The 13,847-nt window shown below is 33.3% G+C and carries 10 protein-coding genes; 1 reads left to right on the top strand and 9 read right to left on the bottom strand.

Features of this window, described 5'->3' with window-relative positions:
- Positions 1–10: 10 nt before the first annotated feature.
- The 9 genes from HNP35_RS23765 to HNP35_RS08005 all read right to left on the bottom strand — a co-directional run bounded on the left by HNP35_RS23765 (position 11) and on the right by HNP35_RS08005 (position 13,001).
- Complete coding sequence (locus HNP35_RS23765) at positions 11–1,393, bottom strand: TlpA family protein disulfide reductase (RefSeq protein ID WP_246453396.1); 1,383 nt, start codon at positions 1,391–1,393, stop codon at positions 11–13.
- Between the two features lie 27 nt (positions 1,394–1,420).
- Positions 1,421–2,896, bottom strand: coding sequence for a retropepsin-like aspartic protease (locus HNP35_RS08040; protein WP_184160159.1), 1,476 nt, complete (start codon positions 2,894–2,896; stop codon positions 1,421–1,423).
- 6 nt (positions 2,897–2,902) lie between these two features.
- Positions 2,903–3,772 (bottom strand): thioredoxin family protein, encoded by an 870-nt coding sequence (locus HNP35_RS08035; protein WP_184160157.1) that lies wholly within the window; start codon positions 3,770–3,772, stop codon positions 2,903–2,905.
- A gap of 74 nt (positions 3,773–3,846) precedes the next feature.
- Positions 3,847–5,331 carry a PKD-like family lipoprotein gene (locus HNP35_RS08030; protein WP_184160155.1) on the bottom strand — a complete coding sequence of 495 codons (1,485 nt, stop codon included), beginning with the start codon at positions 5,329–5,331 and terminating at the stop codon, positions 3,847–3,849.
- A gap of 36 nt (positions 5,332–5,367) precedes the next feature.
- Positions 5,368–6,135 (bottom strand): DUF4843 domain-containing protein, encoded by a 768-nt coding sequence (locus tag HNP35_RS08025; protein ID WP_184160153.1) that lies wholly within the window; start codon positions 6,133–6,135, stop codon positions 5,368–5,370.
- 15 nt (positions 6,136–6,150) lie between these two features.
- Positions 6,151–7,596 carry a RagB/SusD family nutrient uptake outer membrane protein gene (locus tag HNP35_RS08020; RefSeq protein WP_184160151.1) on the bottom strand — a complete coding sequence of 482 codons (1,446 nt, stop codon included), beginning with the start codon at positions 7,594–7,596 and terminating at the stop codon, positions 6,151–6,153.
- 10 nt (positions 7,597–7,606) lie between these two features.
- Positions 7,607–10,930 (bottom strand): SusC/RagA family TonB-linked outer membrane protein, encoded by a 3,324-nt coding sequence (locus tag HNP35_RS08015; protein WP_184160149.1) that lies wholly within the window; start codon positions 10,928–10,930, stop codon positions 7,607–7,609.
- A 172-nt stretch (positions 10,931–11,102) separates the two neighbouring features.
- Positions 11,103–12,251 (bottom strand): FecR family protein, encoded by a 1,149-nt coding sequence (locus tag HNP35_RS08010; protein ID WP_184160147.1) that lies wholly within the window; start codon positions 12,249–12,251, stop codon positions 11,103–11,105.
- Between the two features lie 156 nt (positions 12,252–12,407).
- The gene (locus HNP35_RS08005) at positions 12,408–13,001 is read right to left on the bottom strand and encodes an RNA polymerase sigma factor (protein ID WP_184160145.1); all 594 of its coding nucleotides are present in this window, start codon (positions 12,999–13,001) and stop codon (positions 12,408–12,410) included.
- A gap of 451 nt (positions 13,002–13,452) precedes the next feature.
- Between HNP35_RS08005 and HNP35_RS08000 the strand changes: the two genes are divergently transcribed.
- Positions 13,453–13,845, top strand: a complete 393-nt coding sequence (locus tag HNP35_RS08000) for a DUF4345 domain-containing protein (protein ID WP_184160143.1) — start codon at positions 13,453–13,455, stop codon at positions 13,843–13,845.
- The last annotated feature ends 2 nt before the right edge of the window (positions 13,846–13,847 follow it).

Below are 13,847 nucleotides of genomic sequence, written 5' to 3'. Positions count from 1 at the left end.
AAGCTAATTATTAACTTTTTAATAGTTTATCCAACTGAACTCTCAACTCAGGATTTGACGGACGAAGGGCATCAGCATTGATAATGTTTCCTTTTGGATCAAATAACAAAAATCTTGGAATAGCATTTACTTCATAATTTTTAGCCACATCAGAACCAAAATCTTTATCAGCCATTAACTGAATTCCTTTTAATTGTTCTTTCGTAACATAATCTTTCCATTTTTGAGCATCTTTTGCTTTATCCAATGAAAGGCTTACAAACACAATATTTTTTCCGTGGTAATCTTCTTCGATCTTTTTCATGTGAGGAATCTCAGCTTTACAAGGGCCACACCATGTTGCCCATAAGTCGATGTAAACAAATTTTCCTTTAAAATCTGAAAACGAAACTGGTTTATCGTTAATATCTTTATAAGTAAAATCTAAACCTTTCTGTCCTACACTTTTGTGCAATACTTTTTCATATTCTAACAAAAATGCTTTACTAGCATCTGAAATCATAAACGGTTTTATGCTTGGCGCGATTTTCTCATATTCTTCAATTTTCATTCTTGAATTAGCAACTGCGTCGCGCAGGTAAACATCTTTTAAAGCAGGGTCTGTAATATGATCTAGTGATTCAACAATATCAATACGTTTTACAGGAGAGCTACTGTTCATGCTAAGGTAAAAGAAATAGTTTGACATTAAAGAAACCCCGTTTTGCAGTTTTAACAAATCTGGGTTAGTAAACTTTTTATCTTTTATCCACGTATTTATAACAGCTGGACGGTCATCTTTATCAGGAAATGCACTTCTAGGCATTCTAAAAAAAGTATAAGTCAATTCTTCAACATCTGTCGCAACTGCCAATTTTAACAATTCATTGAATGCCACATCTTTTGTTTTAATTGATTTTGAAAATTCTTCTGCTTTTGCAATTCCTTTGTCAATAAATGGATAAAACTCTACGTAAGTTACATTTTCGCCAATACGGGCAAAAGGTGCAAATTCGTTGTAGATTTCATTTGCTTTCTGAACTAAAGCATTTTGTCCAATATTTTTTCCGCTTAAAACATAATTGTTTTGATTGATTACCAAACTGATATCCAATTTAGGCTCTAAATACAAACGGATTAATTGTTTTTTATTTTTAAATTGTCCGTAATCGACATAATAAAAGCCAGCAGCTGAAACTGGTGTCAAAAAGCCAAACTCCCCCAGAGAATTAACTTTTGCGGTAGCCGCAACGACTGGCTTTCCTTCGTCAACATTGTAAAGCGTGACCTCTTTAGCCTTGAAGTCAGGAATTGAAATTATTCCTTTAATTACCGTATAATCTGAGAGATTTACAGCATAACTCATTTGAACCATAATGAAGGTCATAATGAAATAAAAAGCGTTCTTTTTCATATTTTTTTGTTTTTTAAGTTGCTATTTTTAAATTGAAATTCGCATGGATTGATCGCCTTGTTCGATGATAAAATCTTTGCTTTCTTTAGATTCTTTAAGCTTTTTTAGATTTTCTGGTTTCAATAAATCTTTGGCTTCAAAATCATTTATCTGAGTGACTTTTGCACCAGATTTTACTTTCTTTAAATCCTCATTTTTTTGATCTATAATTCTTTTTACTAATAAATTCTGATTGTCATCAAAATCTAAATCCATTCCGCCCAAGTAAAAAGAAGAAGCTTTTTTGAAATTCTTATTCGGTTCCAAATAAACCGTTTTGTGCAAAAGATCGATTGTAAAATTGAAACGTTTAATCAAATCGATTCCCAGAGATCCATCGGCGAAAGTGGCCCAGTTTTTATTAGCTTCATCATATTCCTGAATTGCTATGGTTACGTTTGGAAAATTATTTCCGTTAATCGCAACATTCGGAATGGCGCCACCAACAATTTTGGTTTGTTTTCCTAAACTGTAATTCGTAGAAGTATATTCTGTTTTTAAAATTGATTCCAGATTATTTTTATGATTGAAAGGTCCGTAGGCAATTAAATCGTAACCTGCTCCAGTATCAAAAGTAAAACTGCCTTCGACTGTTTTTTTATCCTCAAAAGTCAGATCCATTTTTACGACCGGAAGTCCCGATTTATAATCAAAAATGAAAGGTTTTGCTTTTCCCCAATAATTGAAATTTCCAAAATTGTACAAGTCAATTGTCATCGTATCAAAATTGACTGAGGTTATGAAATTACGCAGTAAATTAGCTCCAAACAATCCGTCGTAAACGCCATGTTTTGGAAAAATAACTAAGGCTTGATTTTTCAAAACCTGATCGCCGATATAAATCGTATTATCAGCCGAATATTTTACTTCCTGACTGCCACCAACCACAGAAGCCGATTTAGTTTTTGTTATCACAACTCCCGCTTTGTAGGCGCTGTCTGGGTTTAAGGCCATTCCGTCTGCGCCAGTATCAAAAAGCATTAGAAATTCGCGATCGGCTTTGTTTAGTTTTATTTTAATAGCGATTCCGTTTTCGATAATTTGAAAAGGAATGCTTGCCACTTGCTTTACTTTTGCATGTCTATCAACTTTATACAAACCGTCAAAAAAAGTTACATACAAGATTTTTTTATCTGAATTGAAAACAAACTGAGATGGCTTTTTTTCTTTTCCTTTAAAACAAAAATCTGCCAAAACATAGGTTTCGTTTTTCATTTCCACTTTTTTTCCAATCTGAATGGAATCTAGAACTGAAAATGCGTTAAAAATTCCGTTTAAATAATATTCATTCGAAGAAACATCTCCAACACCAACCGTAAATTCTGGTGCCAAAAGATTCTTCATACTATTATAATCTTTATTTTGAAATGCTTTTTCGAAAATTTCAATAGATTTCTGAATGCTATTTTGAGCATTTACAGAACAGCCAAAAATCAATATTGAAAACAAGAATAACTTTTTCATTTTGGCTTATTTTTGCGAAGTAGACGGATTAACTACCACTTTTTCTACTCCAAAATCTTTCAATAAAATACTAGAATATTTATCGAATTCCTCTGGCGTATAAAGCTCTTTAGAATCATTTACTAATTCTGTAAAACCTTTTAAATCCTTCTTTTTTTCGTATTCTTTTTTCTTACGCTGTAAAATAGAAAATACATGAGTAGTCACATTCCATCTTCCGTAATCTTTCGCCAATTTTTTACTGTTTAGCAGAAAGGCATCATCGTATTGTTTGCCGACTCTTAATCCGGTAATTATTACAAAAGAAATTTCATCAGCAACATCTTTAGATTTTAAATAAGCATCAATGACTTCAAAAGGCACATTTCTTTTTCCGTCTAAATATGCTTGCTTGTAAAAATCTGGATAGTCTTTTTCCTGAATTTCAGGACTATACTTTTTGAAATTTCCTTTTTTAGCCGCTTCTTTAGCATTTTGAAGCAAAGCCAAAAATTGCTCTACATTATGAAAACCGCCAGCAATGTCAATTACTTTACCGTCGGCATTCATCAATAAAAATGTTGGAAAACCAGTTACGCCATATTTCATGCATAACTTTTTACCAATTTCTTCTTTCAAAATATCCGATTTGAAAGTGACAAAATCAGCATTTAAAACAGCAGTTACTTTCGGATCTGGAAATACCTCTTTGTCCATTTGTGCACACGGCATACAGCCTGTGAAATACAAATCGACAAAGATTAATTTTTTCTCCGTTTGTGCTTGTTTTTTTGCTTGTATCCAGCTTTCTTCGGTTGATTGTGTCTGTGCTTTTAAGGCAATAAAAGGACAGGCAAGCAGCAAAACTGCGCTTGCGATTTTAAAAAATCGTTTCATAAATGTGGGTTTTAAAGAAACCGAATGAAGAATGAATTCTGTTCTTCATTCGGTTTTGTTTTTTGGGTTATTAATTATCTTGCACGGAATGCTACATCAACAATTTTACTTAATCCGGTGTAGGTATTTAACAGAATCAAATCTCCGTTTACAGGTGGTACAGAAAACAATTCAAGTTTTCCAACTTTACCATCATAACTTCCTACTACTAAATTTTTTGCATAACTCTTCGATCTTGCGTGGAACTCTATATAAGTGATTTCTTCAGAGCCTTTGTCTAGCATTAATTTTGCAGATTGTGTACCATTATCATATTCGTACAATTTGCCTCCCACTACATAAAATAAATATCCAGCGTCTGGGCTTACAGCAAATTTGGTTGCTTTGTCGAAATCTGGTGCATTAATGATTTCTTTAAAATAATTCTGCGCTAATGCTCTTGAGAAACGCAATAAATGATATTTTCCAGTTGATATATTTCTTAAGACCGCAAAATTTTCGGCAGAGTTAAACGCAGAAGTTGTCATATAAACCAAATCAGAATTGGTATTGCTCCAATCTAAAACTGTAGCAGAACCTGTTACAGGAGGCATTGTTGAACAAACACTTGTTGATACATTGTAACGCAGAAAACGACGATTATCTTTATCATAAAAAATCGGTGATCCTAAACCTCCTCCGTTTTCAGCAATAAAAGGAGATGCATAGAAATTCTTCGTTTCCGTATTTACTTTATTTTGAGGCAAACCATATTTAACTTGGTACACTCTGTAATATGAAAAAATATCTCCTTTACTGTAGATTAAATTTTCTCCCGCAGATGCAGATTTCATAAAATCGACGCCAAAGTTTGTTTCAAAAGCTCCTCCTACAGTTTCATACGCCAAGTTTTGTGACTGAACCCAAGAGAATGAATCAGGGTCAATTCTTGCCGTTCCAGATTCAGAAGCTGTTACATAAATTCCGTAAGTAGTTCCTACTGCTTGTATAACGCAATCTACATCTACAGCCTTACCACTTAATTTAAGAGCAGATCCCGAAGCATCCAAAACATCTGTAATAACACGCGACGGCGCATTTGGAATATATGAAATCATATCTAAACGTGCCTTACCATTTACATCGCCGAGCACAAGCCATCCTTCATAAATAGAAGACACTACATTTAGTGTAAATGTGGGCTGTTGCCAGTTTACTCCCGTTACTTTATCTTTAATAAAATAATAAACCGTGTATTTTGCCGGTGGAAGTTTTAGTATTCCGTCCAAATCTTTTGTTGTTGAAATAATAGTTCTGGAATCGATTGGTAATTTGGCCGGATTTACAGCGACCCAGCTATATTCATATCGATTAGGGTCACTGCCATCATCCAAAGTCGGATTTAAATTTGGTGCTATCTTAAAATAATCTCCCGTATAAACCGTATATTCTTTTTCTATACCGGTTACATTGAACTCGTTTATCTCATTGTAGTCATAATTACCTTCGTCGCTGACACAACCGTAAGTAAAAACAATAACCATCAATAAGGTTATTTGTACTTTTATATTTTTAAACATCGTTTCTGTGTTTTTTGAGTTAAAAAGAATTATTTTCTAAGGAAATATCATTTCTGTTCCGTTATCTTCATAAATAGTATTTCCAGAAGCTTTTTGGTCTGCCAGATAACGTTTCATAAAACTTTGATAATACTGAACATCTGGAACAGTAAGACCAACACCTCCCGTTTGCTGATTAAACATCATCGGATCAAGATCCATCAATTCACACATTAAAAAGAATTTCTTTGCCGAAAACGTTCCAAAAAATCCAACTACCCAACCTTTTGGCTGCGTTAACTGATCTGTAAAACTCAGTTCAAAATTGATGAAACTCAATGTTTTCCCTGTTAAAACATTTACTACTCTAGATTTCATATTGGTAGTAAAAGATTCATTTTCTTCAAGATTTAATACTAAAGTCAATGATTTATTTTTTAAATCTGCCGTTCTGTAAACGGTAATTGGGATAGTATCTACTGCTCTTCCAGCACGCATTACAATATTTTCGGGTAAAGAAAAATTCGTTCCTGCGACCGCTGTACTCGCAGGATCTACGGTTAATTTTATCTTTCTATCAACATCGCTTACTTTTCCTTGAACTCTTACAGGAAGAAGATATACTCTTTCTTTAATCGTTGCCGGATCTAAACTAAAACTAAATCCGGTGCTGTCAATAAGTGTTCCGTTGGTTATTAAAGGGTAAACAGATGGGGAGAAATAAATGTTATCTGTACTGCTATACGCTTCAATTTCTTCCTTTTCACAAGATGTTATTCCTAAAAGAGAAAGAAAAGTGATTCCTAAAATCAATATTTTTTTCATGATTACTTTTTTAAATTATTGAAAATTAATCTCAGCATCCGGCAGTGGCACAACGTATTGAAGTGCTGTCATACTCACATTTCCAGAAGCAGCAGATCCATTCGGAATTGTTGTAGAATTGATTCTTTTGTAATAAAAGAACAATTGTCCTTCGCCTATAAATTCTTTTCTGTATTCTTTGGTAATTTCTGTTGCTAATACTGCGGTCGCCGCAACATTTGTTAAGCCTCTATTAAATCTTAGTGTATTTAAAAAAGTAAAACTTTCTGCTGGAGTCGCTGCTGTTTCTGTAGCGATTAGATACATTTCTGAAAGCTTAAACATTGGAATCTGAAAACGAAACAGTTTAGTTTTATCCGGCACATCTTCATATTTATAGAATAATTTCTGTGTTTTTCCTCCCGTTGATGGAATTTTCCAAGTTGGTAAACTTCTGTAATCATTATCATTAGATTCAAAAACTGCATTTATTCTGCTTAATAAAGGAGAATAAATCTCAAATTCAGATATACTGGCATCAAACAAAGCTCTTTGTTTTAAATACAAAGTGAAATCGCTTAAAGAGAAGAAATTTTCTGAAGAAAAAATTCGATCTGGATTAGCCGAATTTGTAGCATCTAAATTAGAAGTCCAGCCAAATGAAGGAACCGTTTTAGCGGCATTAATTACTTCATTGGCAACTGCAGAAGCTCCAGTTTTATCTCCCGCATACAAAAGAACTCTTGCCTTAAGACATTTTGCAGCCAATAAATTCATTCTTTGTCCACGATTTGCAGCATAATACGGATTGCCGTCAAATGCTGTAGAAGCGGCATATCTTCCATTCGTAAGAATTGGATCATTTTGCAAAAGAACAATTGCATTATCAAGGTCTTTAACTACTTTTAGTATCACTTCAGTTGCCGGCAAAAGCTTATTATTGCTTGTTACAGCTGCATCATAATAAGGAATTGAAGGATCTGCAGGAGCAACTTTATAAATTGGTCCGTACATGCGTAACATGTCAAAATGCAACATAGCACGAATTGCAATAGCTTCTCCTTTTAATAAATTAGCTTTTTCAATAGATATTACTCCTGAATGCTCTTCAATACTTTCTAAAAATTTATTTACAGATAAAATCGTGGTGAAAGCGCTTTCCCAAATATTCGAAAAAGTACCCTTCGGAACCGATTCAGCGTACGCATAATTTGCAATTCTATTTTTTACGTGAGATCCACCCATATTATATTGTTGTCCTAAAATCTCAACAGCATCCATAGAAAGATGGCCACCGTAAAGATTATCTCCAGATAACTGAAGATAAATCCCGTTGTGAACATTTTGCACTCCGGCTTCAGAACTATAAGTCTGATCTTCTAAAATTTTGTCCTGGGGTACTACATCCAAAAAATCACTACAGCTTATTGCCGTAAGAGATACAAGAAAAACGAATGTAATTTTATATAAATACTTGTTCATAGTCTCTTTTTTAAAATGATACATTTAAAGTAAGTGAATAGATTCTCGAGAAAGGATAGTCTATACCACGTTCTGCTTTTATAGTCGAAACACGGAAAAACTCATTTGCCAAAGCATTAAATCCTAAAGCCGTTAAACCGTTTCTTTTTAGCCATGCTCTGTCTGTAATTCTATATCCTAAACGAATAGATTCTCCTGAGATATAATCGTCTTTTTGGATAAAACGAGACGAAATTGGTGTAGAGTTGGTCATACTTATAGCTTTAAATTGAGCCATTTGTCCAGGTGTTGTCCATCTGTCTGTAAAAGCTCTTACATCCTGATTGTCGAAAACTGTCGATCTAGTAATATTTTCAACCTTATTATATAATGCACTATTAAATCTATCAGCACCAAAACTGTAACGAACAAATAATCCGAAACTGAACCCTTTGTAAGTTAAATTGGTATTTATAACTCCTGTTACTGTTTCTCTGGCATTACCCATTACTACTTCATCCTTTTTGTCAAGAATAAAAGTGGTTTGTCCGTTCTTCTTTAAAAAAACTTCTCTTCCCGTTGCAGGGTCAATTCCTAATGAAGGTACAGCCCAAAGATCGTTGCTGCTTGCTCCATCATAATATCTTGTCATACTTGTTGATTTTTGCGCAGCGTCATTTAAAGAAGATAATGCGTTACCAAAACCACCTAATTCATTATCTCCCGTAGCGCCCATAATTCCAACTCCCCAGATAAAATTTTTCTGTAAATCGTAGATAAAATTGTAATTCAATTTAAATTCAAATCCTTCAGTAGTTAGATATCCAACGTTTAAAGGATACGCATTTACTCCTGTAGAAGCTGCCAAATCTATAGATACAATTTGTGGAGATGTTTTACGTTTGTAAGCTCCTAAAGTCATTGTTAGTCTATTTCTGAACATTGCTAAATCTAGTCCCAGCGATAAATCCTTAGTTCTTTGCGCTTCTAAATTTGGATTTGCCAATTGCGAAATCGCTAATCCTGCACCAAATACATTCGTATTAGGATCATAAGTATATACATCATAAGAAGCAAAACCCACTAAGTTTTGGTTTCCGGTCTGACCAATATTGGCACGCACTTTAAAAATGTTGACAATATCTTCATTCATTTTAAACTCATTGTTTAAATTCCATCCAAAACCAATTCCCCAGTAAGGCGAATATTTTTTATTAGTTCCAAAATTTGTTGCTCCAGAAATTGTTTGCGTAAAATCGAATAAAAATCTACGGTCGTAAGCATAGTTAATTTGGTTGGTCAAATCGACACTTCTAATTAACTCTGTAAATATTTCTGGTTTTCCATTTGGTTCATATCCAAAAGCAAATGAAGGATTGCCAGGAACTCCACTAGGAAAACCTGTTAAAAATGATTGATAAGAATTATTTTTTGTTTCTAAAGCCGATGCTCTAATCGTATAATTAAAAGAGTGAACATTTTTAAAAACATTAGAATAAGTTGCTCCAAGATTAGCATTCCACTTGTCTGAAAGGGCTTCATATCTACTGTAAGTTCCTTTTTCTGTTGTAATATTATTTATAAAACGAGTGTCTTCTGGAGAAACAAAAACTGTACTGTAGCTATTTAATCTTGAAACAGATAATGCTCCGGTTGCTTTAATATGCGGACTTACATCATAGTTGATGGCAAAATTGTTTGTAAAATTAAAATCGCTTCCTTTATTGTAACTTGGTAAAAACACATTGTACAATGGATTGGTCGGACGATTTACCACAACCGCTTCATTAATAGGTGTCGGAATCGAACTTCCGTCTAAGTATCTCGCTATTTCTCCATTTTGATTGTACTTTTCATAATACGGACTTGTTTTTGCCCACGTTTCAAATGATCCGTATGGAGATTCCTGATTATTCCCTCCAGATACAAAAAACTGATTATTAAGACTTAATCTGCTTTTTCTGTATGTTATTGTTGCATTATATCCCCAAGTATCATGTTCAGAACCTTTCATTGTTCCAGTAAGGGTTTTATAATTTCCTGCAATATTAAAACGGAACTCATCAGAACCTCCGCCAAAATTTAAACTGTGTCCAGATGTAATTCCCATCTGAATTGGTTCGTTTAACCAGTATGTATCAACACCACGCTGAACGGCTGCCAAACGTTTGTTATATTCCTGATCCCATTTATATTGTGTTGCAGCAAGTGCTCCGTCTCCAGCATAATACGCATTGGAAAGTCTTTCAAACTCCAGCTTTTGTGCAGCATTCATTAAATTGTAAACACTTAAATCTGCTAATTCATAAGAAGAATTATAAACATAAGAAAATTGTAATTTTCCAGGAATTGGCTTATTGGTTTCGATAACTACAACTCCATTTGCAGAACGAGAACCGTATAATGCTGTAGAAGCAGCATCTTTCAATAAAGTGATACTCGCAATTCTATTGATATCTAAATCGACAACTTGCTGTAATGTTGTTGGAAATCCGTCCAAAATAAACAAAGGCTGATTTGGATCATCTCTAAACTGACTACCAACTTGATTTGCAGTTAAACTCGTCTGCCCTCTCACCTCAATTGTTGGCAGAATATTAGGGTTTGAACCTGTTATATTGTTATTTACAACAATAAAAGATGGATCTAAAGATTTTAAAGCCTGAACAGCATTTTGAGTAGAAACCTGTCTTAATTCCTCACCTCTAAAAACAGTTACTGCACCCGTAATTAATTCTTTCTTACGAACGGTAACCCCAGTATTAATTGTAACTCCAACAAGTTCTTTAGTTTCCTGAACCAAAGACACATTGATTACTCTTCTTTTGTTTACTTCAATAATCTGTGCTCTGTGTCCGATGTAAGTAAACAAAAGCTGACCATCTTCGGGAGCATTAATACTATATTTTCCGTCAAAATCGGTTTGGGTCGCTACGGCACTTCCTCTTACCTTTAAGTTTACTCCAGGCAGCGGTTCTCCCTTATCATTGGTAACGGTTCCTTTAATTTCAATTATTTTAGACTGAGTAACAACCACAGTTTCTGGTTTCTTTTCTCTAACTAAAATGGTATTTCCGTTTGATAAACTAAAGTCGAAATCTTTACTGGAAAAAGCCGTTTTCAAAAGTTCGTTTACTCTAATTGTCCCCTTTTTTAAATGTACTTTAGGTAATTTTTTAAATAAATCTTCCTGATAAATAAAAGTATAATTTGTCTGCTGCTTGATAATATCAAAAACTTCATCGACAGATACCGTTTTATCAGCCGCAATTACAACTTTTGAGTTCTGTGAAAATAGATTTACGGGAGAAAAACCAAAAATTGTAGTACAAAACAAGAAGATAAAAGTTCTCATAATGTTAATAATTAGCCTCTTTCTTAAATAGAAATAGGCGCTGGTTAATTTAAATTTCATAAATTTACATGTTAATTGGTTGGTTGGTTAATAACTGACTTACTGGTTAATACACAGAAAGGGATAAAGCGCAGTACGGTGAGAGGTCTAAACTTTAATCCCTTTTCTTTTTTTATTTGATTATAATCTTATCATCTTTTTTCTCATAGGCATTAATAAAATTGATGTTTTTGATCGTTGTTAATATGTCTTCTAATTTTTGATTTTTGTTTAAAACTCCATTAAACTTAACATTCCCAAGAGCTGGATCTGCAAATACAATATCTACATCATACCATCTTGACAATACTCTTGCGATGTCTTTTAGAGGCATTCCTTTAAAGACAAACAAACCTTTTCTCCAAGAAATTTCGTTGTAAACATCGACTTCAGAAACAGTAATATTTCCGTTATATTCTGAAATTCTAGATTGCTCATTCGGAACCAGTGTTTGTCTTTTACTTCCATTACTGACAGCGACAACTCCTTCTACCAAAGTGGTATAAATAGTCGATTCGTCTCGATAAGCTTTAATGTTGAATTGAGTTCCAATAACTTCGACGTTTTGGTTTTCTGTTTTCACTTTAAATCTTGAACCTTTATGTTTGGTGCTTGGCGAAACTTCAAAATAAGCTTCTCCATAAACCAATTCAACTTGTCGTGTTTCTCCATCAACAAAAGCTACTGGATATTTTAATTGCGATTCTGAGTTTAGCCAAACTCTAGTGCTGTCTGCCAATTGAACAAAAAACTGTCCTCCTCTCGGAATTGTCAAAAGATTATTGGCAATGGTCGCTGTTCCATTTTTTGAATTGTAAACTAACTTTTCTCCATTGCTTGACGCGTTTCCTTTTGTATAAGATTTTCCTTTTTCTAGAGCGATAACAGAACCGTCTTCTAAAGTCAAAGTTGCTTTGTCACTTCCAATTAGAATTTCTTTGTGTGCCACTTGCGGAGTTTCAATCTTAAGCGGATTTGTCTTATTGATAATTAATGAAATTGAAATCAGTAATAACAATGACGCCGCCATTGCAATCAGTTTAAATCTGTTTGTGGCATAAAAAGGCTTAAGACGAATAACTTCTTTTTCTTCAGATTGAATGGCATTTTGAAGACGCATTCTCATTTTATGTTCCATTTCTTCTTTAGAACCAAGCGCGTCATTCCAGTCTTCACCTGTTTGAAAACTCTCGTAAAAATTCAATAGTTTGCTATTCTCCTCGAGATTGGTATCACCGGAAAGATATCTATTTAGTAAAACTAAAAAATCCTCTTTTTTCATTTTTTTTTGTATTATTCGGGGAGTATATTAAGTAAGTATCCAAAAAGAAACATACCCCCTAGTCGAAATTGTATTTTTTTTGATTTTTTTTTAAAACGACGAAAAAAAGAAGAAAACTCACACCACATTAACCCAAATCCTGCATTTTGTTTTTAATTAAAAGATGTTTTTTGTAAGCCATAAAATCATTGCCATACTCATACTTTCTCCCATAGAAGATCGAATGGTATGCAACGCTTTTGTAATATGATTTTCGACTGTTTTTGTAGAAATATTAAGTCGTTCGGCAATTTCTTTATGACTAAGCTGTTCTTCTCTGCTTAGTTTATAAACTGCCTGACATTTTTCTGGAAGAGATTCAATAATTAAATTCAATTGCTGCACTAATTCTTCGTGCATTAACTGAGTTTCTGGCGTAGAAGATAAAAAGCGTTTTTCTAGATCGTCGAAAAGTTCAACGTGAATCTTGTCTTTATTTTTTCTTAAATGATTAAAAACCTGATATCTGGCGCAGGCATACATATAACCTTTTAAAGAAATATGAATTTCAATTTTCTCGCGATTGTGCCAGATATTCATGAAAATATCCTGAATAATATCTTCGCACAATTCCTTGTCTTTGATAACATTATAAGCAGACATAAAAAGTGCCTGCCAAAATTTATTATACAATTCTGTCAATGCCGATTCGTCGCCGTCGCGAAGACGATCAATTAGAATTTGATCTTGATTTAAGAGGACATTCGACAATGATTGTGGTTTTTATGGAAATTGAATAATTCGCAACAAACATAATAAATTTGCTGATTAATCCTAATTTGTTCTCGACAACACAACTTTATAATCGACACAATTCTTAATTTTAATATCGAAAAAAAATTAAAAAATTAACAATTATAACTCTTAAAAAAATTAATATTTTCAATTTACACAAACTGTTTTCTCAAAATAAAATGAATTTTACAAATTATACTTCACAAAATCCTGTTAAGTTAAAATTGTGTTTTTATTAAATTTTATAAAATTACCGTAGCCAATTTCTTTAAATCTGAAATTAAAAAGAAACTTTCGTTTTTCTCTAAGCTAAAGAAAAAACAAAAAATAGTTACAGCCTTTTTTCTTACCTTAAGTCAAGGCCATAACTTTTTCATACCCATTACATTTGAGCATTATAAATCAAAAAAACTTAAATGTATTTTTTATGAAATCATCAATCTACCTTAAAATTTTACTTTTTATTGTCGGTCTAATCGGCTTTTCAATTGGCATTGCCCTTTTATTTTTTCCTGTTGAGTTTGAAGGTTCTGCCCATATTTATCTGAATCGAAATGATTTTAGCTTATTAAGCGAAATCAGAAGTTCGGGCGGAACATTAATTGTTTTTGGAGCTATAATTGTATTGGGAGCTTTTAGATCTTCTTTGACCAAAATCTCTTTACAAACTGCAATTCTACTCTATTTTGCGTACGGATTTTCTAGATTGTATTCGATAATTGTAGATGGAATACCGAGTTCGACCATTTTTAACGCGGCAATTGCTGAAATCGCAATTGGAATTATTTGCACTATTTTTTATCTAAAGCATAAAGAATGAAA

It is taken from the genome of Flavobacterium notoginsengisoli (assembly GCF_014207905.1).
In the GTDB taxonomy this organism is placed as follows: Bacteria; Bacteroidota; Bacteroidia; order Flavobacteriales; family Flavobacteriaceae; genus Flavobacterium; species Flavobacterium notoginsengisoli_A.
This window is presented reverse-complemented; position numbering and strand designations above follow the sequence as displayed.

Coding starts and splice junctions, on each gene's coding strand:
- HNP35_RS23765 (WP_246453396.1), bottom strand. CDS start 1,393: ATGAAAAAGAACGCTTTTTATTTCATTATGACCTTCATTATGGTTCAA.
- HNP35_RS08040 (WP_184160159.1), bottom strand. CDS start 2,896: ATGAAAAAGTTATTCTTGTTTTCAATATTGATTTTTGGCTGTTCTGTA.
- HNP35_RS08035 (WP_184160157.1), bottom strand. CDS start 3,772: ATGAAACGATTTTTTAAAATCGCAAGCGCAGTTTTGCTGCTTGCCTGT.
- HNP35_RS08030 (WP_184160155.1), bottom strand. CDS start 5,331: ATGTTTAAAAATATAAAAGTACAAATAACCTTATTGATGGTTATTGTT.
- HNP35_RS08025 (WP_184160153.1), bottom strand. CDS start 6,135: ATGAAAAAAATATTGATTTTAGGAATCACTTTTCTTTCTCTTTTAGGA.
- HNP35_RS08020 (WP_184160151.1), bottom strand. CDS start 7,596: ATGAACAAGTATTTATATAAAATTACATTCGTTTTTCTTGTATCTCTT.
- HNP35_RS08015 (WP_184160149.1), bottom strand. CDS start 10,930: ATGAGAACTTTTATCTTCTTGTTTTGTACTACAATTTTTGGTTTTTCT.
- HNP35_RS08010 (WP_184160147.1), bottom strand. CDS start 12,251: ATGAAAAAAGAGGATTTTTTAGTTTTACTAAATAGATATCTTTCCGGT.
- HNP35_RS08000 (WP_184160143.1), top strand. CDS start 13,453: ATGAAATCATCAATCTACCTTAAAATTTTACTTTTTATTGTCGGTCTA.